Consider the following 24881-nt stretch of genomic DNA (forward strand, 5'->3'; position numbering starts at 1 on the left):
GCAAAAGGTAGACGCATTACGCACGTTCTCGCTCAGTTGGGTACAAGGCAGCTATTGCCGTTCCCCTGGGAATTTTAGCCTGCCGTGTTTTACTTCGCGCTTCACCGAAGTAACGCACGTTTGCACAACGTAGACTGGACCTTCGTTAATCAGAGGATGATAAAATGAAAACCCAGCAGGTCGATTTTGCTTCTTTATATTTTGGTACACCGGTCGCCATTATCTCCAGCCAAAATCCTGACGGTTCAACCAACCTGAGCCCGATCTCCTCGTGGTGGGTCCTTGACCGGAATATCGTGTTCGGGCTTGGCACCTCCGGAAAATGTTATGAAAATATCACGGGTAACCCCGATATTGTTCTGAACATACCGGACAGCAGGCTCTGGCAGAATATTGAAGCTATCGCAAATAAAACGGGAAAAGCATCGCCACCGGAATGGAAGAAAAAGATGGGATATATTTTTGAACAGGACAAATTTAGCTGCGGGAATTTCCATAAGGAAAAGGCGGTGACGATTAACTCATTGAGAATTAAAGAGTGTCCTGTACAAATAGAGGCTAAGGTTTGCGGGATATCGCCCCTGACCGGTTCGCAGGGGAACCTGGTGTCCGTTGATGCCACGATAACCTGCGTCCACATATCTGAGGCATTATTAATTCGTACTCAGAGAGGGGTAAAATTTAATGTGGAGAAATGGAAACCCCTCTATTATCTATTTCGCCACTATTTCTCACTGGGTCACCGACTCGGTCACAACTTCCGACACGATGAGTAACCCGGTCTTTTCGACAGCGGAAAGGTTTAAACTTTTCGTGATATTCTTTCTTTACGCCCCTTAGTTCCTATACTCGAGCCATATTCGCCACTGTATTAACACCTGTCGCGCGCAATACGTTGCGTATGACAGGTGAAGATATTTTGTTCTGGAAAAACGTCTATGTCGAAACTGGATTTGAGATCCAAAAAAACCTGGGGCGCGCTGGCAGCGATCGCCGTTGTCGCCGGTACGCTGGCATCTGCTTTTGCATGGACGGCAGGCTGGCTTGGTTCACGCACGGTCAGCCAGGCACTGGTAGGGGAAACACCGAAACCCTTCCCACCGGGTTTTCGCCGCGCGCATGGAAAAGGCATCTGCTTTGCCGGCACCTTTACGCCAAACGGCTCGGCGGATTCCCTTTCAACCTCCCGCCTCTTCTCACAGCAGGAAGTGCCCGTGGTGGGCCGATTCTCTATTGGTACCGGCGATCCGCATGCCCCGGATAGTACGACCAAAACCCTGAGCATGGCGCTGCTGCTAAAGACAGATGACAAGCAACAATGGCGAATGGCGATGAACAACGAGCCTTTCTTCGCCACGCACAGCCCGGAAGGTTTTCTGGCCTTGCGAAAAGCCACGGCCATTGATGCGGCCACCGGCAAACCGGATCCGCAGCGTCTCAAAGACTTTTTGAAAGCGTACCCGGAGGCGGAGAAATACCTAAAATGGGCGGCACAAAAACCTGCGCCCGGCAGCTTCGCGGGTGCGACGTTTTACAGCATTAACGCCTTTTACCTTGTGAACGCGCAGGGGGATCGCCAGGCCGTTCGCTGGATGATGCGTCCACACGAGCCTTTCCTGTCGATAAGCGATGAGCAACGACAGAAAGCCGATGACAACTTCCTGTTCGAAAACCTGCGTCAGCGCCTGGCGCAGAAGCCACTCTACTGGGATTACGTTTTGCAGCTCGCACAGCCGGGCGATCCGGTGGATGACCCTTCCCAGCCATGGCCGGACGATCGCAAAAAAAGGGTGGCCGGTACGCTGGAAGTGACGCGGGTCGAAGCACAATCCACAGGCGCGTGCCGCGACGTTAACTTTGACCCTTCTGTCGTTCCTGCAGGCGTTGCGGTGTCTGATGATCCCATCTTAAACGCCCGCTCCGCGGCCTACTCCCACTCTTTCAGCCGCCGTGAGCGGGAAATCGGCTACGGCAAGGCCACCGAAGCCGTGCAAAAGCAGGAGGTAAAATGATCTCAAATAAAGATAGGCGAGCACACGTGCCGCGGCACTTCAATACTCTGGCGCGAACCCTGCACTGGCTGATGGCGGTGATGATCCTGTCCATGCTGTTCATCGGTGCCGCGATGATGACGTCGTTACATCACCGGATTTGGTTAATCGACCTCCACCGGCCGCTGGGTATCGCCATTTTACTGCTGGCACTGGTTCGTCTGGTCAACCGGCTCCTGAGCCGCACGCCCCCACCTCCTGCCGATTTGCCCGTCTGGCAGGTGCTTGCCGCAAAGGCATCACACTGGATGCTGTATGGGTTAATGCTGGCAATGCCGCTGCTGGGCTGGGCGCAACTGTCGGCAGCGGGCCTGCCAATTGTCATGTTTGATGGCGTCAACCTGTCGGCAATTGTCCCGACCAGTCCGGCACTGTATGCATGGTGTCACGACGCCCATAGCCTTCTGGCAAAGTTGCTTTTTGCCGTGGTGCTGGTTCATCTCTCCGCCGCACTCGTTCATGCGTGGATCTACCGGGACACAGTATTTGCCAGCATGGCGAAAGGGGGTAAGCCGGCGTCAGCCATCCGGGATGACCTGAAGTAAGGCAAGCGGCAGGTGACACGCACAATCAGAATGTTCGTGTCCTCGCTTATCATCGCCATCCTGAAACAGCGCACACAACCGGGGCGCGTATTTAGCCGCTAAATTCCGCGCGCCAAAAAGCCATGGACACCCCACAATTATCGTGGAAGATAATATCTCTCAATTAAAGCGTTTATTTTTTAAACAGAAGAGCATTTATGCCCGCAATTTTAGCTTTTATCAAAAAGTTAAGCGTCGCTCGCGTATCAAACACCCTGACACTCACAACACCTAACCTATTGATTAAAAAGACTTTACATCAATAAAAACGATAAAATCCCCGACTCCCCAACAAAATATATCAACTCGTGTGATATCTAAATTATAATTCTTATACTTCTGTTAAAAAGGTGGAGGTCAAAATGCGATTAACCCTACTGCTGTTATGCTGTCTGGTACAAAGTGTAACCTGGGCTGGCGACCTGCCAAAACCAGTTGGTAAACCCATTTTAACGATTTACGGTAATATAGAAAATACCAACGAAAATGGAAAAGCAGTGTTTGATCTCGCCAGCCTTGAAAAACTCGGAGTAGTGAGTTTCGAGACGACCTCCCCCTGGTATAACGGTCGTACGAAGTTTGAGGGTGTCCCCATGAGCAAGCTCATGGATTATGTGGGTGCAAAAGGTACGAACGTGAATGTTATTGCGCTCAATGATTACTCAACCGTCATCCCTCTCAGCGACTTTAAAAAATACAACGCCATCCTTGCCTTAAAGGTCAATGGCGAATATATGCGCATCCGCGATAAGGGCCCATCGTTCATTGTATACCCCTATGACAGTCTTCCTGAGTTGAATAATCAGATTTATTACTCACGATCAGCATGGCAGGTAAGCAAAATGAAGATTGAGTAGCCGTTCAGGAGAACATAATGAACAGGATACTGGTTGGTATCATTTTTTCTCTTTTTATCACGACAGGATATATTGCATACCTTGTTTATGATCGTCAGCAGGAATTGCAAAAACTGACTCAATACACTGAGTCCTGGTCCGTGGCACAACTGGTATCAGAGTATTACCGTTTTGAATCATGGCTTGGTCTATACGCAACCGATACTGATGACGTTACGATAGACCAGGTCCGCATGCGTCTCGAAATTATGCTCAGTCAGGGCGATTTAATGAAGGGGGGCGATTTAGGTCGTTACATTGACAGCGATAAAACGCATCAGGAGCTCGCTTTACGCTTAGAAAACATACTGGCCTATCTGGATAGCCATCTTGAAAATATGAGCCACCCGGAGTTACAGGCATACCTGACAAATATGCATGAGCTTGACGCACCGCTCAGCCAGCTGTCTGCAACGGCATTAACAAAAGATATTAACACGGTTAATGAATCCAACAACAAAATACAAATCCTGTATTATATTTATTCCGCACTTTCTTTGCTTCTGGTGATTTTAAGCTTTATTCTTGGCTTCTTAATGATCTACCAGAATAAAAACATTCTGAAAGCACACATGCAGGTTAAAAGCCTGGCTGATGAACTTCAAATATCAAAAGAAAAACTGCAAATTCAGAACTCGAAGCTGGAGTATGATGTTTATCATGACTCCCTCACCGGCATGAAAAACCGCCTTTTCTTCTGGGACGATCTCAACAAAATTAATCTTCAGGCAGATAAAAACCACGTCCCCGTCACGGTGATGTTATTTGATTTAGACCGTTTCAAAGAGGTCAACGATACCTATGGCCATGATACAGGAGATTTGCTGCTGAATCAGGTATCCCGACGGCTGACCTCGATGAGCAGCGCAACGGATACGTTTTACCGTTTGGGTGGCGATGAATTCGCCCTTCTCTCCAGCGGACTCACGGAAACCGCTGCCGTTTCGCGCGCCAAAGAAATCAGCGATCATATCAGCCAGCCCTATACGATTAATAATCAGCTGATAAAAATTGCCACCTGCGTGGGCATCGTTTTATCTGATAATGAACGACGCTCTGATTATCTTTATAAATTTGCCGACCTGGCGCTCTACGAGGCGAAAAAAGAAGGTTCGCAGCAGATCAAAGTCTTCCGTCAGTGGATGTTGCAAAGACTGCAGGAAAGCAGAACCCTTGAACATGATATGGCTCTGGCGATCGATCACAATGAATTCGTTGTGTATTACCAGCCTATTGTCGATTCATTCAGCAATGAAATTTACGGCTATGAAGCGCTTATTCGCTGGATACACCCGGTGAAAGGGATACTCGCGCCAGATTATTTTATTTCCGTCGCTGAAAAAACGGGGATGATCAATGAGATCGGCAAGTCGGTGCTTGAGATGGCCTGCCGGGAAGCAGTGTCCTGGGCGGTGCCGGCCAGGATCTCGGTGAACGTCTCACCCGTTCAGTTAGGCACGAAATCGTTTACCACGATGGTGCAGTCCATCCTGAAAGAGACGGGGCTACCGGCCAACCGACTTGAGTTAGAGGTAACAGAGTCTTCGCTCTTCAGTGACAGCAACATGCCGATCACTATTCTCAAAAAGCTTAGAGCACTGGGCGTAAAAATTTCCATCGATGATTTCGGAACCGGATATTCCTCGCTCTCGCGACTGAGTGAACTTAATTTTGATAAAATTAAGATAGATAAATCCTTTGTGAACCCGATATCCACGCAGGATGATGCCCTTAATATCGTTAAATTGATTACCGGCATGGCGAAGAGCCTCAATATGCGGGTCATTGCAGAGGGTGTTGAAACCGAAGCACAGCTTGAACGTCTTCAGGCGCTTGGTTGCGATCTCGTGCAGGGATACCTGTTCGGAAAACCACAGGCTGAGATTGACAGGAAGATTAGATACGGTTGAAATGATTGTGCGGTTGTTTCTGGCCCAAAATCATGTAGACGATTGATAATCAAAGGTTAAACAATGAAAAAAACAGCCCCGGACTATACGCCTGTTGATTTATCTCGTTGGCCAAGGAAGGAGCATTTTGAAGTCTTCCAGTCATTTGCTGAATGCACAATTAACCAAACCGTTCTGATCGACATTACCGCGCTGCGAAAACATATCAAAGCGGTGGGCTGGAAGTTTTACCCGACGATCATTTTTCTCCTGTCTAACATCATGAACCGGCATCCTGAGTTCCGCATGGCCATGAAGGACAATGAGCTTGTCATATGGAATGAAGTTCATCCCAGCTACACCATTTTCCACCCCGAAACGGAGACGTTTTCGTCACTGTGGAGCCACTATGACGGCAATATTCATCACTTCCAGAACACGTATGCTGAAGATACGGCCCGCTATGGAAATAGCCTTTCTTACTGGCCTAAGGAAGAGTCCCGGGAAAATGTCTTTTTTGTGTCGTCTATTCCGTGGGTTACGTTTACCAACTTTAATATGAACATTGCGCACATGAAGAACTTCTTTTCGCCTATGTTCACGTTTGGAAAATACTACGAGCAGGACGGAAAAGTGCTGTTGCCGCTCGCGGTGCAGGTTCATCACTCGGTGTGCGATGGCTTCCATGTGGCAAGGATGTTTAATGAGCTGCAGGAGATGTGTGATGGTTTGCCAGGGCTGTTAGAGGAACCTGGCGCATGATGCGTAAGAAGTGCTGATGGTTTCCATCTGGCAGGAGTGAGTGTGAGAAGCCTACCGGCCTTTCATTATTTTATGCGCTTTCCATGTGAGGCCACACCGTATCCAGTAGAGGACCATAGAGATCTGCGTTCCTGCACGTTATGGAGACGGCACACTGCGCCACTATCGATGAGAATGTCTGCCGGGAACGCTGCCCAAAGGGCAGGTTCTTTTCGGGGGCATCGATGCTGACGAGACGAACACACATGAGGCTGTTGTAAGGTTCTGCGCTTCCCCTGTCAGGCTGGAGGCGTACCCAATAATTTACTGGCGGCGCCGGAAACTAACGCTATGGTAAATCACCTGCTTTTAACAAAGCGATTGCATGGTCAAGCTGCTTGTAGAGTTTGTGTCTCAAATCGTCTAACTCGTCATTTTCCCGAATGAGAGGTATGCCATTTTTATGAAGAACAATATCGTTAAATGATCCCATCCCGCCGTAGAGTTTTTTCAACGAGTAAATGGATGACTCGCAATCAACATCGAGCTCAATGGCTAGTTTTTCGAATGTTTTTGCCCATGAATCCTCATCATTTGAGGAGAGGATTTTGATGATATCAGTTACCGTTTTCTTTATTTCATTTTTCATTTCAAACCACCACTTTCAAGTATCTTAACGCCAGGTATTTTCCACGGGGTAGGTATCACAACTTGCTCAGAGCCACCGGAAAAAAGGTCTGTTTGATAGCCAACTTCTCCAACATATACTTTCGTTCCAGCGGGTATTTGTATCTTGTGATAGCTATCAAGAGGGGATTCACTTCCGTTAGGCCATTTGGGGAGCAGGGCCTTATCTATTCTGGTCTGGAGCACTCCCTGAGGTTGTTCATATCCGAAAAACTGACCTAGTGGTCGCCCCTCTATACCACCTCTGTAGAAACTCGTGTCTGTTGATAGCGTGATCTCTTTATATGTACCACTGGAGAAGGTTTCAGCCAGCTCTTTAGGTAATGGTCCGGGTTTTATCATCGAGTATTCACCCTCGACTTTTCCCAGAACATGAAGATTGCTAAGCTCACTCGCCGTCCCCAGTCTGCCCAGGCCAAGGCCCGCAGCAACAGAAGCACCAGCGATAATCAGCCCTTTATTATCCATAACCTGATCGTAACCCGCCGGTGCATCACCACCGAGCTGCTGCGCGGTCTGACGGAATCCCTCGATATTGCCATTATAGATCCCGCCCGCGGCCAGCAACCGACCGGCAGTTTTGCTGTTGATGGTTTTTGCGGCCTGGGCATGTTGCACCGGTGCCGCATGGCGGACCTGATATCTCGGGCGTTTCAGTTGCCGGGACAGGATGTGTCGGAGTCGAGTTTGAAGGAACAGAGGCAGGTCATTGCGAAGGTCACCGGATGTCGTCAGCACGCCCGAAATTGCATGGCCGGTGATGTCTTTTCTCAGCAGAACGAGCTTCCCGGATTTGATGTCGTCGAGCGTGTCACGGTATGCCATCCAGGGATGTTGCCAGTGGTACAGTTGATACCGGCTGACAAACCGGGTGTAGCCCTGTGGCAAATTCCACTCCTGAATGATGCGGTTAGGCCTTGCAGTATCTGCGAGGTCTCCTGCCGCCGTATCCGGGTGAATAATGTGAGGAATGTCCTCAAGGTAGATGTCATCCAGTGACATTGCCTGGCTGTGATGAAGCATATTGCCCCTTTTACGCTGCCATTATGTGCCACATTATCGCTCATTCCGGAAATCTGGCAAAGACACGAATATAGCAGGTAATGGCCAGTTCTGTGGCTGTAAGCAACGGGTTCTGCACGCTGAGAAGAAAGCACACTGCTTGCGGAAGATGACAGACAGCCCACATTAGCGCCCCATCCGAACGTAAATGATGACGAAGATCTGTTTGTTGTTTAACCACGGACGGCGCAAACCGAACAGGAATATATACACAATCCTATACAGATTCAGCATCGATTTTACTGGAAGGTTACGGACAGCAACGGACTAAAAAGAAATAAAATCGTTATAAAGCAGGGTGTTTATGGATGAAAACGGACGTTTGGGGAAGTTGAGATGGTGCCGATAATAGGAACAAATCATGCATGATAACTTATTGTAATTAATCGAAAAAAAAAGAATGTCATTGTTAGATACCCCCAGAAGTACCCCCATCAGTTCTTCTCTGAGACAAGGCGGCAAAATTACAGCAAGCCCAACCAGCCTCCCCCACAACTTCAGTCCTAAAAAACCCCACAAATGAATACTTAGGTTAAAAAATGATATCTAAGTAACAGATGGAGAGAACTGAACCCTTCATACTAAGAAATCACAATGCAGCGAACCCAGTTGTTTATCTGATAGATTTACCATGTTCAACATGAACATACGGCAGTAGTAAGAGCTGTGTTAAAATTTTCATCATAATGAACTCATTGAAAACTCATGAAAGGAACTATGAAAAACGATACTTTGGCTAGGCCTTCATCAATTTATCTTGAACGAAACCTTTCTTATAGTGACAGAACGTTCACTGAAACTGAATTACTCCAAGCTTCAAGGTACATTGTGATTTTAGCTGAACCGGGTGGCGGTAAAACAGAGCTAATGAATAATCTTGCCCGAAGATTAGAGACAGAAACTGTTAATGCCAGCGTTTTTTTGTTCGCAGGAATTAATGAAAAAAACGCTCCATTATTGATCGACGCGGTAGATGAAGTTGCAACTATCGATCAATCAAGCATTTATAGATTATTGAGCGAAGTCAAGAAAAACACCCCTTCATTAGTAATTATGTCAAGTCGTTCAAGTGAATGGGGGCAATCATCAACTATAGCATTTGAGCAATTTTTAGGGTTCCCCCCTCTAATAGTTAGATTGAACGAATTTGATCGACAACAACAATCTGAAATATTTGAATTTCATACATCTGGCGAAGATTTTAATAGTTTCGAAAGAGAAGTTTGTCGTTTTAACTTAGAGATGCTTTTGCCAAATCCGCAATTTTTAAAAATGTTTGCAGACGCTTATATTGAAAGTAATAGACATTTTATAAATAAACGTTCAATTTTTTCATTAGCAGTTGAACGTTTAGCGAAAGAGGCTAATGCTAAAACTCCCTTGAAGCCATCACATTTAACAGTAGAACAAAAGATCGAACTTGCTTCAGAAGCATTCGCAAAATTACTTCTATCAGCATCGGAAGGTATAACAACATCAGAGGCGAATGAAAGTATAATTTATCCGTTACTAAAAACACTTCTTCCTAAAAATCAAGCATCTAGTGACATCCTTTCAACAAGGTTGTTTAGACTAGGAGAATGTGAATATCAACATCGTCCAGTACATAAGATAGTAGTTGAATACTGCGCCGCTTATCACTTAATTAAAAGAATAAATAATAGTAGTGATCCACTTACTCTGTGGAAATGCCTTCCGATTATTGCACCAAACAATGTAGCTCGCGATGAATTGAGAGGCCTGATCGGATGGATGGCAGCATTAGGAAGCAAGTCAATACAAGAGAAATTGATTGAAATTGATGCTTATGCAGTATTGGCTAACGGTGATCCCTCACAATTAGAACCATCATCAAAAAAACTACTTTTAACAAAACTGAAAGAAATTCAAGAAAAAGATCCTTATTTCCGGAGAGGTGATTTTTGGCGTAGATTCAGCGTAGCTGGTTTTTTTACAAGAGATGTTTCTGAACAAATTAGATCATTAATAGTTGGAAGTAATGACAGTCATTTAAGAGGACTCATTTTTGAATTAATCTCTGGCTCAGAAGTAGTTGAATCGCTTGCTAACGATATTTATGAAATTGCAGGAGACATTGGAGAATCTAATAATATCAGAACTTCCGCAGTTGATTGTTTGTTGCATTTAAAAGGTTATAACCTTTTTCCAACACTTCAGATATTACTTTTTGAAGCTACCAATTTGTCATTAAATATGTCCGCTAAAATAATTGAAAAAATTGGTATTGAGAATTTCTCATTAAAATTCTTGTCAAACTACTTAAAACTATGTACGCATTTATATCCCGCTGAAAGACAACCTTTAGAAAGAGTAGTTGGCACTCGATATTTCATTAAGAAGTTTGTGAGGTCACTACCTACATATCATCTCGAACCGTTACTTAATTCATTAACTTATGAGATTACTTGTACTTGTGGAAAAGAAAGCTACGAGTGTTATTGTCGACTGGGTATTAGTAAAATAGTTGGATTAATTGTTGATCGTTACTTTGAATTTGTAGCACCTCCATACTCACCAGAAAAAGTATGGGCTTGGCTGCATAATCTTAATTTTGTTCATCCTATGCAGCAACAACATAGCAAATCAGTTGAAGTAATTCAGTCAAACAATAAATTAAGACAAGGAATTATTTCTTTTGTATTTGGCCCATTGAAAGATCGAGATGAAATATTTGACCTTAAGATACATACATTTCAAAATTCATTAAATGCTCACTCTGGCCTTCAAATGCGTAACGAAGATTATAAATTTATTATCACCTATGCTTTTGAAATCGATAACCATGAGCTTTGGGCTGGTTTCTTCAGTCCTCACAGACGATTTGGTGTTAATAATCTTCGTGGAAAAGATGAATTGCGTCATTTAATGCGCCAGCACGCATGTTCCAAACCTGAGTTTATGAAAGTATGGATGCGGTTAAATAAAGTTTTTAAAGATATGGAAAAGAATGATTCTGGTTTACATCGTAAACTTGATCGCAAGAGGAAAAGATATGAAAAAAAACGACAAGAAAAAAGATTTACTAATATAGCTTATATTAATGAAAATAGAACTCTGATCGAAAGTGGGCAGCACTGGAATTGTCTTCTCCATTTTGCGCATCTTACTCTCTCTAAACCAGACCAGATAGCAATAGAAGTTGGCGACAATTCATTAGTTAGAAATGCCTTAAAAAATTGTATCGGATTTATTTCCGCTCACGTGCCAAACCTCCGAGAACTCGCTAAATTACAGTGTGAATCCAAATATTCACATTATGAAATGGTATTGTATGCAGCCTGTTTAGAAATCTTCCGAGCGGAAAAAAGCCTGGAGCGTGTACCTTCATCAATGCTAGCTTCTTTACGCACTGGAATTAATATGGGGTTTAGTGCATTAACCTCCGATGAATCCGAGTTATTGAAAGCTGAGATAGATAGAATCCTCTTCGATAATGATAAAAATTTTGCTGAGGAGTTCTTAAGAGAATATGTTGAACCCCAGCTTCAACAACCATGCGCACACCCAGAAGTATGGCTACTTGAAAATGAAACAGTTTTTAACCATCTGCGTTCAAAACTAGCTCTTGAATGGCTTGAAAAATATCCAGATATAGATAGTGACACCCTGTATACACTTTTCGAGATTGCTGTTAAAAACAGTAATAGAGACTCTTTAAAAAAATTAATTTCTCACAAGTGTTTATTATTAGAAGACGTCGAATCTTTAAAAAATTCCCCTGTTAGTTTACAAAAAACATTTTGGTATCTTCGGGATTTTTATTTTAATGATGAAGTAAATCAAACTAGGTGGCGCTATTTGTCGCTCGACAGGGAAAACATCCTTTTATTTCAAGGTGTTTCTGATAGAATTCCCTATGACAATCAGTCTACTTGGCCAGAACTTTCAGCAATTAAAATTGAATATATTCTTAAAGCTTTTTACAATCTTTGGCCTCAAACCAATCCTTCGTCCGATTTGATCAACGACAGTTCAAATGAAGAGAAAGCATCTAGATTCATGAGTGATTTAGTTTGGAAAATTAATTCAGATGACTCATTAGATGCATTAACCGTAACTAAAAGATTATTATCCGATCCAAAATTTACATTATTGAAAAATGCACTGCAAAGCATTCATACACAGCAAGTTCGAAAACAAGCTCTTCATGATTTCGTCCCTCCTACTCCAAATGAAATTGTAAAGTATTTAGATAATGGAGAAATTGTTACGGTCGAATCTTTACGTCAACTTATAATTCAAGAACTAAATGATTTTCAAGGCGCATTATATGGTGGCGAGTTTAATTCTACCGATAGATTCTATCAGAATGGACAGCATCTCAGTGAGAATGATTCAACAGCAATTATTGCCGAACGTTTAAACTTACGTTTAGAACCCCAAGGAATTTCAATTACTCCAGAGCATCAGCTAAAAAACCATAATAGAAGTGATTTTACAGCCACAAAAATATTAAATGGCAAACGTTGCTTATTAGTTACAGAGGTTAAAGGGCAGTGGCATCGAGAATTATACAATGCTGCATCCGCACAACTGTATGAACGTTACTCCATTCATCCTGATGCTGAGCAACAAGGAATTTTTCTTGTACTTTGGTTTGGAAAAGAAGTTGCGGTTGCAGGAAAAAAAACGCATCAGTTTCAATCAGCTGAAGAGCTGAAAACCAAAATTGAAGGATTTTTACCCCACGAATTAAAAAATTTAATAGATGTTTTTGTACTTGACGTCAGCAGAACTTAATTCAATAAAGGGTGTTCTAAATCTACATTGATAGGCGTAATTGTTTATCTGAAGCAACTGTAACTTAGAGCGCGTTCTGCCAAAAATCCCCACTGGTGCTGCCGGTGGGGACAACTTTTGACAACTCAATCTGAACGCCAGCGTCCGGGCAAACCAGAACAGCGTCTGAAAGAGGCTCGAGGATGGTTGCATTGGGGGAGTGCTTAACACCTCCCCTTCACGAGTTCGTGTACCTGAAGTTTTCTGAAGCGGCAGCGGCTGACACTTTTCTGGTGAGGCATAACAAACCATAACAGGCTGACACCTGCCCTGCTTCGCATCAGGATTAACAAAAGCTAACAGCCAGGGCTCAACAAATCTCAACGCCAGCCCTTTACACTTCTGCTGTAGCTGCTGTTCGTAGGCGTCAGGATCCGTTAGGTTGGGTTGACACTTTTCCCTGTTTTTCACGAAAAAGTGTCAAGTTAGAGGAGTTAGGTTTGGTCGGAGATTTACAGTTTTTCGCCGTCCAGCAGGCAGAGCGCCCTTAATCTTGTTTTGCTCCAGTCATCCGGCGTATCGGGGTGCATTGTGGCAACGTAAGCCAGCTCAGAACGAAGAAACCGTAAAGCGCCCGCGGCACGGTCTTTGCCATACAAGCTGTGGGTTTCTTCATCCGGCCGGAAGAGAATCAGCAATTGTTCATCGGGCTCGTGCTGAACATCAAAACCCAGCTCAGCGGCTGCTGCCTCTATTCGCTGGCCAGCATTAATATCAGCCGGCAGCTCTTTCCCGCCGTCATGCTTCCATACCCATGCGGCGGCCTGCGCCCATGTCATTTCAGTCTGGTGTTCGCCAGCACCAGCAGAATTTTGTTTAGCCTGCGATGCTTCGACATCCACTTTATCGCCTGAAATTACAATTTCACTGCGGGCTATCCAGTCGTAAACAGTTTGCCGGCTGACGCCCATATGCCTGGCGTAGGCTGATTTACTTAATAGCATCGTGATGTTTCCCTCCGGGCAGAAAAAAGCCGCCCTCAGGCGGCCTGCTTCTCTTCTGAATGTGTCTGCCGCTGGCTGCCTTTGAGCATCGCGCTGACATGTTCGCTTAACTGATCAAGGCCGGTCATGCGGGGCAGAACTTCTGATGGATCGTCGTTCTTCCCGTAAACGAGATTGTTATACCAGGTTCGGACAGCTGTAATTTGTGCGACGTCCTTCCTTACCGCGTCGACCAGATCGGCAACCGCGTTAATCACCTGCCCGTTCTCTGATGCAATACGGGAGAAGCCGAGACGTTTTAGCTGTTCCGTATCGAGTCCCGAACACACCGCGTGCGCCCTTAGTAAGGCGTCCGCCAGCTCCTGATGCTTTCCACTGTGCATCGACAGCAGCATTTTTTCCTGACTACGGCGATCCAGTCGGGCGAATGCCTGGCGCATTTCGCTGTCACGCATGAATCCCTGGACATCATCAGATGCCAGGGGATTAACCGGTGCGAGCTTATTCTTCAGGTAATCGAGAATGTTTGCGGCCTGCTCGCTTACGGCTGCCACCCCGCGGGTAAAGTCTTTGAGCGTGTCCGGGTTAAGCTGATTAGCTGGCTTGAAAGCCATAACAAACAGCTATTCGCAGATGTAGCGGTAACAATGGCCTCTTTATCTTTGCGTGTCGGTGACACGGTGAATTTGAAGTTCAACCAGTTCAAGGAGGGAAACACGCTGGAAGTGCTTGAGAGTAAGACGAGCAAGAAAAAGGAGAACATAGAACGCCTCCATAAGGCATTCCCGAAAGACGAATATGTTTTCACGTCACACAGCAACCGTACATCTGGAAAAGCGCCCGCAAGCCGTGAGCAGGTGAACCGTGAGATCAAACAGGCTGCGAAGAATGTCGAGATTAAAGGAACGATAGGCTGCCATTCTTTTCGCAAGTTTTCTGCCACACAGGTGTGGGAGCAGTCTAACGGAAATTTAGCTTTAGCCATAAAAGCACTGAACCATACAGCCCCTAAAGTCACCATGAACTATTTGAAGATTGACGTTAAGAGCGTGGGCGCTGCCCTTGCAAAGATTTGGGAGTGATCAACATGAAACATGTTGTGTGCTCACGCTGGCACTATTCCCAGCCCTGGCGATTGCCGGACAAATTACGATGACCAACCCGCAGGGGGAACAGACGGAGTACGGGAAAACGCTATGCACGTATCAGAACAGCATTTACTTGTTTACAGTGGTGACGAGCTCACAGTCCTGCCCGTACGCCAGGACGTTTGATACGTCGGACAATGAAAATAGAGAATTACCGCGTGGAGTCTCAGGGTTTAATTATGTGTTCGTTCCGCTGAAATCAGATGTTGGGAAATCATTTCCTGTTGTCTTCGACCTTATTGCACGTAAAATGACCAGACACATTTTGGGAAGGAGTCTTTAATGGATATCGCGCTGCTCAACAGGGGCTGGAACAGAACATGGTCAGATACCATGGTGAATCTGGAAGCCCGGAAACTGGTCGAAACAGCAAATCGGCTATCAGCATTCTATTTGCTAGATGGGATAACGCGCATCAAGTTTGTTGGAGAGATAAAACAGGTTGTAGATAGAGAGTTTGAAACAGCTCGACGAGCTAAAACCGATGAAGAATGTATTGTATGCATCAAAAATCTGCGCGCTGAAACAGACAATCTGCTTGAACAAGAGCGTCTGTTAAGAACCAAGTCCGCACAGCTTTACGCGAAGGTCGAGTTTGTTAAGGAAAATAATAAAATCGTCGGCTACATGATTTCAGCTATTCATATTGTGGTTTCTGGAATGGCAATTGCTGGCGGTGCGTTGATGGTCGCTACGATGACACCTTTAGGTATGCTGGCAGGGGCTATTCTTGTAACAGATGGCATTAACGGTCTGTCAAAAGAAATCATTCCTGGTATATATGGAAAACAATATAAAACAGAGGGATTTGTAGCTGATGGCACTATGGAAGCGGCTCACTTTATGGGTTTCAAGCCTGAAACAGGACTGGCGATTTATAACGCTGTTACGTTAAGCGCAAGTGTTTACAGCATCTTTGGATTAGCAAGAAAACCCGAAGCATGGAGACTGTTTAAATGGATGCCTCGTGATTTCTATCGTAAGGTTGATACAATGAGCCGTCCCAAATTAACAATGAAAATAGTAGGTTATGGACTTAAGGCCAAAGTAATATTTGACCTGCTTTCTACTGACACATCGAACAATTAGCCTCTGAATTTTCTCCAGAACCGCCAGGATTTGTAAGAAAGAACTGGCGGCTGAATAAATGCAACGATGACTATTGCGATCAGAATTGATATCCCACCACCCACGACGGTTTCTTTCGCAGTAAACAACACTAAAAGGATAAAAACCATCAGACATGCCGATGTTATCCATAAAACAACCCTGAATCGATTAGCCAAATCCTGAATCGCTTCCCCCAAGGTTCCGCCGTAACTATCAACGTTATTTTTTATCTTCTGCAAATCCGATGGTGTAAACCCTGAACGTAACAACGCCTCATCAGTCACTTTCATATTGTATCGTCCTTTATCACTCGGAAGTTGTTTCCCAATCACTGATTGTGTCAGCAATCATACTGATGAACTTTATAGCAATCCAGCCGAAACTTTTCGGCAGACTCCATCCCCTTTCATGTCGTCTGGGTGGCGCCAAGGCATTTCGACCATTAAAGGCTATCGATCACATGATGTTTGTACAATTTATTAGATTTCTAACAATACAAACCATTTAGTGCCGTGATCGCTAGGTTAAAACATGTTATTAGCCGCTCGCGCCAACTCTCCCCAACATTACGCCTGTTTATTTTCTGCAACGTCATCTCGACGTGTAGCTTCATTGAGCTCCGCACGAAGCGCGGAACGTATCGCTAAGGGTTCAAGTGATGTGTTTAGAGAGTCCGGCAACTCTTTCAGCTTCAAGGGATGGCAAAATTTCTAATGCTGTTCGGGGTTGAACCCGGTAACTACCCGCAAGTACGTTGTACAATCCTTGAGCCGATACAACGCAAAGGCGTTTACCAGGTGTTATTAAGGATGATAATTGAAGATACAATCCGTTAGATATTTTTCGCTAAGTGATTGATTTTTTAGATGGTGCCGATAATAGGAGTCGAACCTACGACCTTCGCATTACGAATGCGCTGCTCTACCAACTGAGCTATATCGGCCCTGAGAGGCCGGTTACGAGTGTAACCACGGGGCAAAAGGTTAGATCTATCCGGGTGATGCGTCAATGCCCTTTTGAATCAAACGGCTATTTTTGCATCACCCGTGATTACTTACGCACGAATCGTATCGTCGCCGAAGCCGATCCACTTATACGTGGTCAATGCTTCCAGCCCCATCGGACCGCGCGCGTGCAGCTTCTGCGTGCTAACCGCCACCTCAGCGCCGAGGCCGAACTGGCCGCCGTCGGTGAAGCGGGTGGAGGCATTCACATACACCGCAGAGGAATCCACTTCGTTCACGAAGCGATCGGCATTGCGCAGCGTACGCGTCAGGATGGCGTCAGAATGCTGCGTGCCATGCTCACGGATGTGCGCAATCGCGTCGTCAAGATCGCTCACGATTTTCACGTTCAGATCCAGTGACAGGAACTCGTCATCGTACTGCTCCGCGTTGACGGGAACGACGTTAGCCGGGCCATCCTGCAGCAGCGCGAGCGCACTGGCGTCAGCATGCAGCGTCACGCCGCTCTCTGCCATCTGTTTGCTCAGGGCCGGCAGGAAGGTATTCGCTATGTCCTGATGCACCAGCAGCGTTTCAACGGTGTTACAGGTGCTAGGACGCTGGGTCTTCGCGTTAACGATAATCTTCAGAGCAGGAGCAATCTCAGCGCTGTCGTCTACCACGATATGACACACGCCAATACCGCCGGTGATAACCGGAATCGTCGACTGCTCGCGGCACAGCTTGTGCAGGCCCGCGCCGCCGCGTGGGATCAGCATGTCGATGTATTTGTCCATGCGCAGCATTTCGTTGACCAGCGCGCGGTCCGGGCTCTCAATTGCCTGCACGGCACCCGCCGGTAAGCCACACTCTTCCAGCGCCTGCTGAATGACTTTCACCGTCGCGGCGTTGGTGCGCCAGGTCTCTTTCCCACCGCGCAGAATAGCGGCGTTGCCGGTTTTCAGGCACAGGGAGGCGACATCCACCGTCACGTTTGGACGGGCTTCATAAATCACGCCGATAACGCCGAGCGGCACGCGACGGCGCTCCAGGCGTAAACCGCTGTCCAGCAGCCCACCGTCAATCACCTGCCCTACCGGGTCGGCCAGATTGCAGACCTGACGAACATCGTCGGCGATGCCTTTCAGGCGAGCCGGGGTCAACGCCAGACGGTCGAGCATGGCTTCGCTCAGACCGTTGCGACGCGCTTCCAGTAAATCCTGCTCGTTGGCGAGCAAAATTTCCTGGGACTGTGATTCCAGATAATCAGCGATTTTTTCCAGCACGCGGTTTTTCTCGCGGCTGGAAAGGAGCGCCAGTTTATAAGAGGCGGCCTTCGCGGCGGCGCCCATTTGTTCCAGCATGTTCTGGCTCCTTAACGAATAATCATGTCATCGCGATGCACGGCAACCGGGCCATATTCATAGCCCAGAATGGCGTCGATCTGCTGCGAATGGTGACCCGCGATGCGGCGCAGGGCATCGCTGTTATAGCGGCTTACGCCGTGGGCGATGTCGCGGCCTTCGAGGTTACGGATACGGATCACTTCACCACGGGAGAAGTTGCCTGTCACGCTTTTAATTCCTTTAGGAAGTAATGAACTTCCTCGTTCCAGAATCGCGGCGGTTGCCCCTTCATCGACGACGAGTTCACCCGCAGGCGGCGCGCCAAATATCCAGCGCTTACGGTTTTCCAGAGGAGATTCCTGAGCGTGGAAGCGGGTGCCAACGGAGATGCCTTCCATCACGTCGCCAATCACGCCAGGACGGCTGCCCGCGGCAATGATGGTGTCGATACCGGCGCGGCACGCCACGTCGGCGGCCTGCAGCTTGGTCCCCATCCCGCCCGTTCCGAGGCCGGACACGCTATCACCGGCGATGGCGCGCAGCGCATCGTCGATACCATGAACGTCGGTAATCAGCTCAGCTTCCGGGTTGGAGCGCGGATCGGCGGTGAACAACCCCTGCTGATCGGTCAGAAGCAGTAATTTATCGGCGCCGGCCAGAATGGCGGCCAACGCAGAGAGGTTATCGTTATCACCCACTTTGATTTCAGCGGTAGCAACGGCATCGTTCTCATTAATGACCGGAACGATATTGTTGTCCAGCAGCGCGCGCAGGGTATCGCGGGCGTTCAGGAAGCGCTCTCGGTCTTCCATATCCGCACGCGTCAGCAGCATCTGCCCGACGTGGATGCCATAGATAGAGAACAGCTGTTCCCAGAGTTGAATGAGTCGGCTTTGTCCCACGGCGGCCAGCAGCTGTTTGGAGGCGATCGTCGCGGGGAGTTCGGGGTAACCCAGGTGTTCACGCCCGGCGGCAATCGCCCCGGAGGTCACAATTACAATACGATGCCCTGCGGCATGTAACTGAGCGCACTGACGTACAAGCTCAACAATGTGGGCGCGATTTAGGCGGCGCGATCCGCCTGTTAAAACACTGGTACCGAGTTTTACCACCAGCGTCTGGCTGTCACTCATGATTCTCTGCCGTTCAACGATAAGGGAAAGTAATGTCGAACGAACGTTTTAGCAGGAGTCAGCCCCGTTGCCAACTGCCTTAGCACATCGCGAAACACTTTGTTGCGCGGGATCAGGAAGCGTAGCGGGAGAATTTGACACTTTTATTACCGAAATAATAAATCACAGTTTTTTAAAATTATTCTTAGTTTGTCATAAAAGTTTCATTCCAGAACGATAAAACCCTTCCTGTTTTTTCACGGGACTTAAGCATGAGCTTATCGTCCAGCGAATTTTTTAGCGCGTTTATAAGACAGGATCGAAAATGAAAAAGAGCACTCTGGCATTAATGGTTATGGGCGTAGTGGCTTCTGCATCCGTTCACGCAGCTGAAGTTTATAATAAAGATGGTAATAAGCTGGACGTGTACGGCAAAGTGAAAGCCATGCACTACATCAGCGATGATGCCACCAAAGATGGCGATCAGACTTACGTTCGTTTCGGTTTCAAAGGCGAAACGCAGATTAACGATCAGCTGACGGGCTATGGCCGTTGGGAGTCTGAATTTGCAGGTAACAAAGCCGAGAGCGACTCCTCTCAGAAAACCCGTCTGGCGTTCGCGGGCCTGAAGCTGAAAAACTTTGGTTCTCTGGATTACGGTCGTAACCTGGGCGCCCTGTATGACGTTGAAGCATGGACCGACATGTTCCCTGAGTTCGGTGGCGACTCTTCCGCGCAGACCGATAACTTCATGACCAAGCGTGCGACCGGTCTTGCTACCTACCGTAACACCGACTTCTTCGGCGCGGTTGACGGCCTGGACATGACCCTGCAGTACCAGGGCAAAAACGAAAACCGTGACGCCAAGAAACAGAACGGTGACGGTTTTGGTACCTCTCTGAGCTATGACTTCGGCGGCAGCGATTTCGCCGTCAGCGGTGCTTACACTAACTCTGACCGCACCAATGCGCAGAACCTGCTGGCGCGTGGCCAGGGGCAGAAAGCCGAAGCCTGGGCTACCGGTCTGAAATATGACGCGAACGATATTTATCTGGCAGCGATGTATTCAGAAACCCGCAATATGACGCCAATTTCTGGCGGATTTGCCAATAAAGCGCAGAACTTTGAAGTGGTCGCACAATATCAGTTCGATTTCGGTCTGCGTCCGTCCCTGGGTTATGTCCAGTCTAAAGGCAAAGATATCGAAGGTATTGGTGACGAAGATCTGGTGAAATATATTGACGTTGGCGCGACCTATTACTTCAACAAAAATATGTCCGCGTTTGTTGATTATAAAATTAACCAGATTGACGACGATAATAAACTGGGCGTGAGCAGCGATGACATTGTTGCTCTGGGTATGACCTACCAGTTCTAATGATGCGAAATAAAAAACCGGCCTGGTGCCGGTTTTTTTTATTTCGGGGATTAATGCGGGCTGGTGCCCTCACCCCGGCCCTCTCCCATGGGGAGAGGGAGAAAACCATCATTTTTGTAGGCCGGGTAAGGCGAAGCCGCCACCCGGCGCTGTGACGCTATCAGGCAGTCAGCTTCACCGCTTCGCTGGAAAAGTCATCCGCTGGCTCGAACTTAAGGTCCAGGGTCGCCAGCAGCGCGTGTGCCTTATCGTGGAACTCTTTCAGGGTATATTCCAGGCGATCGATCACTTCCTGATCTTTAATGGTGGTGGCCTGCCAGTTACCGTCTTTATTAAACAGGCCAAACTGGTAGCTATACGTAAAGCGTTTTTCCTCTGCTTCCATTTCCATCCACCAGCCCCAGAATTCACGTTTTTCGGGTGCAGGCTTCACGTTGACGCATACAGCCAGGCAGTCGAAAAAAAAGCGATTCTCTTCACACTGCTCTTCTCGAATATACGGGCCAAGAGCCATGAACTTCTTAATCAATCTACTTTTCGGGTGTCCACTCGGTAACGTCATTGCGATCTCCTTTTGTGAAGCCACTGTTTTACCAAACCAGCGAAATTTAGCAATCTATTAACACAATCTCTGAGCGATCCAGCGCGTAATCTCTTTCAGAGCTTTATCGAAATTCTGATAGACCGGGCTGAACGGCACCTCAAGTAATTTGCCATCCGCAGATGACGACGTAATTAAGCGCGACTCTTCTTCCGGACTGAACGGATCGTTTTTCCAGAAACCCGACAGCATCGGCGTTGGGCAGCGACGTCCCAGTAACCCTTGCGTTTTTAACGAGTAGCGATTGAGCTCCACGCGCAGCGCTTCGTCTGATGCATCATGCATGCCAAGACGGCTGGCCAGCACATCAAGGTACATTTCAGGCACGCTCCCCTGGCGGGCGGGATCGCTGAGCAGGGCGTGAACGACCGGACCAAGACAAGCGACGGCTTTCAGGCGGGAGGATTCAAGGTAAGCCAGACGCACCGCGACGTTTGCACCAAAGCGGAAGCCAAATGCCGCCACGCGGGTGTGGTCAACCCACGGGATGTTTTCCAGCGCTTTTAGCGCATGCTGGTGCAGCAGGCTGGAATCCTGAGTCAGTTTCCATTTGGAGGAGAAGCCAATTGAGGGCATATCCAGCGTCAGCATCGCGATCCCTTTTGGTGCGAAGTAGCGCTCATACAGGCTGTAATAGTCAATTTGCAGAGAGTCCAGCCCGCCGCACATCAGCACGGTCGGGAACGGACCTTCACCTTCCGGCATATGCAGGAACCCGGTGACGGGTGCGCCGCCTGGAATGCTGAACTCAAGCTCGCGCATTTGGCCCGGCAAACGCTGCGCCGCCTCTTCATAAGCGCGATTCGCCAGCGCCTGAGCCTGCTCCGCCAGTTCATCCCCTTTTAAATGCGGGTACGCGGCAATGGCATAGAGATTGGCCGCATGCAGCCAGTGCTTGCCGCTGCGCGTGGCATCCTCTTCCTGGCTGGCTTTTTGCTGCCAGAGCATCGCCTGTTTAGACCACTCGTAGATCCAGTTTCCGCCACGGTAGCCCACCACCGTATCGTAAAGCTCGCTGTCGGTCCGTTCAGATTCGCTCATCACGATACGTGCCTGCACATCCAGGATTTCACGGGGGTCGATACCGCGCCAGATCCACATCAGGCGGTTAATCATACGATACCAGTGAGGCACGTTTTTACCGTCTAACGCGGACTGGACGGCAGGCTGGGTCCCCGGATTAAAGCGACGCACCAGCGTCGACGTTTCAGGGTGTTTGAAACGGGGTTTGAAGAGAGTCTCGGTGAGATTCGCCTGCGTCATTGCATTGCCTCCATGAATACGTCGTATAGAGACTATTGTAACGCGCGTCAGACTAAAAAAAACAACGCCCGGCATCACCGGGCGTTAAATTAATTGCGGAACGTGATTAACGACCAGAGATTGGCGGTACGAAGACCACGCCCATATCCCATGGCTGTTCAATCCAGGTATCCTGCGGGATATCAATCACGTAATCGTCAACCAGCGGGCGGCCAGCAGGCTTCGCGAAGATAGTGACGAAATGGGCTTTCGGATACATTTCACGGATAGCCACCGCGGTACCGCCGGTATCCACCAGGTCATCAATAACGATGAAGCCTTCACCGTCGCCTTCCGCGCGTTTCAGCACTTTCAGCTCACGCTGGTTATCATGGTCATAGCTGGAGATGCAGACGGTATCGACATGACGAATACCCAGCTCACGTGCCAGCAGCGCCCCCGGTACCAGACCGCCACGGCTGACGGCAATAATGCCTTTCCACTGTTCGGAAGGCATCAGACGCGCAGCCAGTTTGCGTGCGTGAATCTGCAACATGTCCCAGGTGACGACGTATTTTTCGCTCATGTGAAGTGTCCCAGCCTGTTTTTATACGGCTTAAAAAGTGTTCGAGGGGGAAATAGGTTGCGCGAGATTATAGAGATCTGACGCACTAAAAACCAGTGTTTAGCGCCCTCAGCCTGAGTTTTTACATGCTTTATGCTACCAGCCGGCAGAGAAAGTGGTATTCTCAGTTTCATCTCGCAAGCCTGACTTGTGGTAACTATTAACCTGCTAACCCTGTGATCTGCAACCCTGTTTGCAGCGCCTCGACAAGGAGACTTATCGTGTCTGAACTGTCTCAACTATCTCCGCAGCCGCTGTGGGATATTTTTGCCAAAATCTGCTCCATTCCACACCCTTCCTACCATGAAGAACAGCTTGCCGAACATATTATGGGCTGGGCGAAGGAAAAAGGTCTGCATGCGGAACGTGACCAGGTTGGCAACATTCTGATCCGCAAACCCGCCACAGCAGGCATGGAAAATCGTAAACCGGTTGTGCTGCAGGCGCACCTGGACATGGTGCCACAGAAGAACAACGACACCGTTCACGACTTCACCAAAGACCCGATCCAGCCGTACATCGACGGCGACTGGGTGAAAGCGCGCGGCACCACCCTGGGCGCGGATAACGGCATCGGTATGGCCTCTGCGCTGGCGGTACTGGCTGACGACAGCGTTGAGCACGGTCCACTGGAAGTGCTGCTGACCATGACCGAAGAAGCGGGCATGGACGGGGCGTTCGGTCTGCAGGCGAACTGGCTGCAGGCGGATATTCTGATCAACACCGACTCAGAAGAAGAAGGCGAGATCTACATGGGCTGCGCGGGCGGGATTGATTTCATCTCTACCCTGCCGCTGTCACGCGAAGCAATTCCTGCTGGTTTCCAGACCTTCAAGCTGACGCTGAAAGGTCTGAAAGGCGGCCACTCCGGCGGTGATATTCATCTGGGTCTGGGCAACGCCAACAAGCTGCTGGCCCGTTTCCTGGCAGGCCATGCGGCTGAGCTGGATCTGCGTCTGGTGGACTTCAACGGCGGTACCCTGCGCAACGCGATCCCACGCGAAGCCTTCGCCACCGTAGCGGTTCCAGCGGCAAAAGCCGACGAGCTGAAAAAACTCTCCACCGTGTACCTGGATATCCTGAAAAACGAACTGTCGGCGAAAGAGAAGAACCTGACCGTGGTGCTGGAATCCGTCTCCACGGATAAAGCCGCGCTGACCGTGCAGTCTCGTGACACCTTCGTTCAGCTGCTGAACGCGACGCCAAACGGCGTAATCCGCAACTCTGACGTGGCGAAAGGCGTAGTGGAAACCTCACTGAACGTGGGCGTGGTGACCATGAGCGACGACAGCGCGGAGATCATCTGCCTGATCCGCTCCCTTATCGACAGCGGTAAAGAGTATGTGGTGAGCATGCTGGAATCTCTGGGTACGCTGGCGGGCGCAAAAACTTCCGCCAAAGGCAGCTACCCGGGCTGGCAGCCGGATGCAAGCTCTCCGGTGATGGCGCTGGTGCGTGAAACCTATCAGCGTCTGTTCAACAGCACGCCGAATATTCAGGTGATCCACGCGGGTCTGGAATGCGGTCTGTTCAAGAAACCGTACCCGGACATGGACATGGTATCTATCGGGCCAACCATTACCGGTCCGCACTCGCCGGATGAGCAGGTTCATATCGAAAGCGTTGGCCATTACTGGACGCTGCTGACGGAACTGCTGAAAGCGATCCCAGCGAAATAATTCGTCGTCTGTTGCCCGGTGGCGCTACGCTTACCGGGCCTA

At 48.2% G+C, this 24881-nt stretch carries 22 protein-coding genes and 1 tRNA gene; 11 read left to right on the forward strand and 12 right to left on the reverse strand.

Features of this window, described 5'->3' with window-relative positions:
* The first annotated feature begins 164 nt into the window (after window positions 1–164).
* From CWR52_RS07630 to catA, 6 genes are all read left to right on the forward strand, one after another.
* Window positions 165–776, forward strand: coding sequence for a flavin reductase family protein (locus CWR52_RS07630; RefSeq protein ID WP_104949305.1), 612 nt, complete (start codon window positions 165–167; stop codon window positions 774–776).
* 162 nt (window positions 777–938) lie between these two features.
* Complete coding sequence (locus CWR52_RS07635) at window positions 939–2012, forward strand: catalase family peroxidase (protein ID WP_104949306.1); 1074 nt, start codon at window positions 939–941, stop codon at window positions 2010–2012.
* Window positions 2009–2596 (forward strand): cytochrome b, encoded by a 588-nt coding sequence (locus CWR52_RS07640; protein ID WP_104949307.1) that lies wholly within the window; start codon window positions 2009–2011, stop codon window positions 2594–2596. Before CWR52_RS07635 ends, CWR52_RS07640 begins: the two co-directional genes overlap by 4 nt.
* Before the next feature lie 401 nt (window positions 2597–2997).
* The gene (locus tag CWR52_RS07645; protein ID WP_024909477.1) at window positions 2998–3492 is read left to right on the forward strand and encodes a molybdopterin-dependent oxidoreductase; all 495 of its coding nucleotides are present in this window, start codon (window positions 2998–3000) and stop codon (window positions 3490–3492) included.
* Between the two features lie 17 nt (window positions 3493–3509).
* Complete coding sequence (locus CWR52_RS07650) at window positions 3510–5441, forward strand: putative bifunctional diguanylate cyclase/phosphodiesterase (protein ID WP_104949308.1); 1932 nt, start codon at window positions 3510–3512, stop codon at window positions 5439–5441.
* Between the two features lie 63 nt (window positions 5442–5504).
* Entirely contained in the window at window positions 5505–6182 is a 678-nt protein-coding gene (catA, locus tag CWR52_RS07655; RefSeq protein ID WP_104949309.1) for a type A chloramphenicol O-acetyltransferase, read from the forward strand.
* A gap of 70 nt (window positions 6183–6252) precedes the next feature.
* On the opposite strand, the gene CWR52_RS07660 is transcribed toward catA, so the two are convergent.
* The 3 genes from CWR52_RS07660 to CWR52_RS07670 all read right to left on the reverse strand — a co-directional run bounded on the left by CWR52_RS07660 (window position 6253) and on the right by CWR52_RS07670 (window position 7871).
* Complete coding sequence (locus CWR52_RS07660; protein ID WP_080347335.1) at window positions 6253–6429, reverse strand: thermonuclease family protein; 177 nt, start codon at window positions 6427–6429, stop codon at window positions 6253–6255.
* An 81-nt stretch (window positions 6430–6510) separates the two neighbouring features.
* On the reverse strand, window positions 6511–6810 hold the full coding sequence (locus tag CWR52_RS07665; protein ID WP_104949310.1) for a DUF6966 domain-containing protein: 300 nt from the start codon (window positions 6808–6810) through the stop codon (window positions 6511–6513).
* The gene (locus CWR52_RS07670; RefSeq protein ID WP_104949311.1) at window positions 6807–7871 is read right to left on the reverse strand and encodes a hypothetical protein; all 1065 of its coding nucleotides are present in this window, start codon (window positions 7869–7871) and stop codon (window positions 6807–6809) included. Before CWR52_RS07670 ends, CWR52_RS07665 begins: the two co-directional genes overlap by 4 nt.
* A gap of 756 nt (window positions 7872–8627) precedes the next feature.
* Between CWR52_RS07670 and CWR52_RS07675 the strand changes: the two genes are divergently transcribed.
* Window positions 8628–12671, forward strand: coding sequence for an NACHT domain-containing protein (locus CWR52_RS07675; RefSeq protein WP_104949312.1), 4044 nt, complete (start codon window positions 8628–8630; stop codon window positions 12669–12671).
* Between the two features lie 491 nt (window positions 12672–13162).
* Here the strand turns inward: CWR52_RS07675 and CWR52_RS07680 are convergent, their stop codons facing one another.
* Complete coding sequence (locus CWR52_RS07680) at window positions 13163–13654, reverse strand: DNA-binding protein (RefSeq protein ID WP_252152185.1); 492 nt, start codon at window positions 13652–13654, stop codon at window positions 13163–13165.
* A gap of 35 nt (window positions 13655–13689) precedes the next feature.
* Window positions 13690–14268, reverse strand: a complete 579-nt coding sequence (locus CWR52_RS07685; RefSeq protein ID WP_129546952.1) for a hypothetical protein — start codon at window positions 14266–14268, stop codon at window positions 13690–13692.
* Window positions 14269–14301: 33 nt separating this feature from the next.
* Here CWR52_RS07685 and CWR52_RS07690 point away from each other — a divergent pair, with 33 nt between their 5' ends.
* Together CWR52_RS07690 and CWR52_RS07700 are read left to right on the forward strand one after the other, a co-directional pair.
* Window positions 14302–14736 (forward strand): tyrosine-type recombinase/integrase, encoded by a 435-nt coding sequence (locus tag CWR52_RS07690; RefSeq protein ID WP_104950900.1) that lies wholly within the window; start codon window positions 14302–14304, stop codon window positions 14734–14736.
* Between the two features lie 348 nt (window positions 14737–15084).
* Entirely contained in the window at window positions 15085–15891 is an 807-nt protein-coding gene (locus tag CWR52_RS07700) for a DUF4225 domain-containing protein (protein WP_104949314.1), read from the forward strand.
* Here the strand turns inward: CWR52_RS07700 and CWR52_RS07705 are convergent.
* The 4 genes from CWR52_RS07705 to proB form a co-directional block, all read right to left on the reverse strand.
* Window positions 15888–16202 carry a hypothetical protein gene (locus CWR52_RS07705; protein ID WP_104949315.1) on the reverse strand — a complete coding sequence of 105 codons (315 nt, stop codon included), beginning with the start codon at window positions 16200–16202 and terminating at the stop codon, window positions 15888–15890. The two genes, CWR52_RS07700 and CWR52_RS07705, sit on opposite strands and share 4 nt — an antisense overlap.
* A 577-nt stretch (window positions 16203–16779) precedes the next feature.
* Window positions 16780–16855 (reverse strand) — tRNA-Thr (locus tag CWR52_RS07710).
* A gap of 111 nt (window positions 16856–16966) precedes the next feature.
* Window positions 16967–18220: a glutamate-5-semialdehyde dehydrogenase gene (gene proA, locus CWR52_RS07715; RefSeq protein ID WP_032646979.1), complete on the reverse strand. Its 1254-nt coding sequence runs from the start codon at window positions 18218–18220 to the stop codon at window positions 16967–16969.
* A gap of 11 nt (window positions 18221–18231) precedes the next feature.
* On the reverse strand, window positions 18232–19335 hold the full coding sequence (proB, locus tag CWR52_RS07720; protein WP_008501877.1) for a glutamate 5-kinase: 1104 nt from the start codon (window positions 19333–19335) through the stop codon (window positions 18232–18234).
* Between the two features lie 304 nt (window positions 19336–19639).
* Between proB and phoE the strand changes: the two genes are divergently transcribed.
* Window positions 19640–20692 carry a phosphoporin PhoE gene (gene phoE / locus CWR52_RS07725; RefSeq protein ID WP_008501878.1) on the forward strand — a complete coding sequence of 351 codons (1053 nt, stop codon included), beginning with the start codon at window positions 19640–19642 and terminating at the stop codon, window positions 20690–20692.
* 160 nt (window positions 20693–20852) lie between these two features.
* Here the strand turns inward: phoE and crl are convergent, their stop codons facing one another.
* The 3 genes from crl to gpt form a co-directional block, all read right to left on the reverse strand.
* A complete protein-coding gene (gene crl / locus CWR52_RS07730; protein ID WP_104949316.1) occupies window positions 20853–21254 on the reverse strand; it encodes a sigma factor-binding protein Crl in 402 nt (133 codons plus the stop codon).
* Between the two features lie 57 nt (window positions 21255–21311).
* Window positions 21312–22556, reverse strand: coding sequence for an esterase FrsA (gene frsA / locus CWR52_RS07735; RefSeq protein ID WP_104949317.1), 1245 nt, complete (start codon window positions 22554–22556; stop codon window positions 21312–21314).
* Window positions 22557–22662: 106 nt separating this feature from the next.
* Complete coding sequence (gpt, locus tag CWR52_RS07740; protein ID WP_003863205.1) at window positions 22663–23121, reverse strand: xanthine phosphoribosyltransferase; 459 nt, start codon at window positions 23119–23121, stop codon at window positions 22663–22665.
* Between the two features lie 260 nt (window positions 23122–23381).
* Between gpt and pepD the strand changes: the two genes are divergently transcribed.
* Window positions 23382–24839: a cytosol nonspecific dipeptidase gene (gene pepD / locus CWR52_RS07745; protein WP_047748040.1), complete on the forward strand. Its 1458-nt coding sequence runs from the start codon at window positions 23382–23384 to the stop codon at window positions 24837–24839.
* The last annotated feature ends 42 nt before the right edge of the window (window positions 24840–24881 follow it).

Origin of the sequence: Enterobacter sp. SGAir0187 (assembly GCF_002952735.2) — a bacterium.
In the GTDB taxonomy this organism is placed as follows: Bacteria; Pseudomonadota; Gammaproteobacteria; order Enterobacterales; family Enterobacteriaceae; genus Enterobacter; species Enterobacter quasiroggenkampii.

Coding starts and splice junctions, on each gene's coding strand:
- CWR52_RS07630 (WP_104949305.1), top strand. CDS start 165: ATGAAAACCCAGCAGGTCGATTTTGCTTCTTTATATTTTGGTACACCG.
- CWR52_RS07635 (WP_104949306.1), top strand. CDS start 939: ATGTCGAAACTGGATTTGAGATCCAAAAAAACCTGGGGCGCGCTGGCA.
- CWR52_RS07640 (WP_104949307.1), top strand. CDS start 2,009: ATGATCTCAAATAAAGATAGGCGAGCACACGTGCCGCGGCACTTCAAT.
- CWR52_RS07645 (WP_024909477.1), top strand. CDS start 2,998: ATGCGATTAACCCTACTGCTGTTATGCTGTCTGGTACAAAGTGTAACC.
- CWR52_RS07650 (WP_104949308.1), top strand. CDS start 3,510: ATGAACAGGATACTGGTTGGTATCATTTTTTCTCTTTTTATCACGACA.
- catA (WP_104949309.1), top strand. CDS start 5,505: ATGAAAAAAACAGCCCCGGACTATACGCCTGTTGATTTATCTCGTTGG.
- CWR52_RS07660 (WP_080347335.1), bottom strand. CDS start 6,429: ATGTGTGTTCGTCTCGTCAGCATCGATGCCCCCGAAAAGAACCTGCCC.
- CWR52_RS07665 (WP_104949310.1), bottom strand. CDS start 6,810: ATGAAAAATGAAATAAAGAAAACGGTAACTGATATCATCAAAATCCTC.
- CWR52_RS07670 (WP_104949311.1), bottom strand. CDS start 7,871: ATGCTTCATCACAGCCAGGCAATGTCACTGGATGACATCTACCTTGAG.
- CWR52_RS07675 (WP_104949312.1), top strand. CDS start 8,628: ATGAAAAACGATACTTTGGCTAGGCCTTCATCAATTTATCTTGAACGA.
- CWR52_RS07680 (WP_252152185.1), bottom strand. CDS start 13,654: ATGCTATTAAGTAAATCAGCCTACGCCAGGCATATGGGCGTCAGCCGG.
- CWR52_RS07685 (WP_129546952.1), bottom strand. CDS start 14,268: ATGGCTTTCAAGCCAGCTAATCAGCTTAACCCGGACACGCTCAAAGAC.
- CWR52_RS07690 (WP_104950900.1), top strand. CDS start 14,302: ATGGCCTCTTTATCTTTGCGTGTCGGTGACACGGTGAATTTGAAGTTC.
- CWR52_RS07700 (WP_104949314.1), top strand. CDS start 15,085: ATGGATATCGCGCTGCTCAACAGGGGCTGGAACAGAACATGGTCAGAT.
- CWR52_RS07705 (WP_104949315.1), bottom strand. CDS start 16,202: ATGAAAGTGACTGATGAGGCGTTGTTACGTTCAGGGTTTACACCATCG.
- proA (WP_032646979.1), bottom strand. CDS start 18,220: ATGCTGGAACAAATGGGCGCCGCCGCGAAGGCCGCCTCTTATAAACTG.
- proB (WP_008501877.1), bottom strand. CDS start 19,335: ATGAGTGACAGCCAGACGCTGGTGGTAAAACTCGGTACCAGTGTTTTA.
- phoE (WP_008501878.1), top strand. CDS start 19,640: ATGAAAAAGAGCACTCTGGCATTAATGGTTATGGGCGTAGTGGCTTCT.
- crl (WP_104949316.1), bottom strand. CDS start 21,254: ATGACGTTACCGAGTGGACACCCGAAAAGTAGATTGATTAAGAAGTTC.
- frsA (WP_104949317.1), bottom strand. CDS start 22,556: ATGACGCAGGCGAATCTCACCGAGACTCTCTTCAAACCCCGTTTCAAA.
- gpt (WP_003863205.1), bottom strand. CDS start 23,121: ATGAGCGAAAAATACGTCGTCACCTGGGACATGTTGCAGATTCACGCA.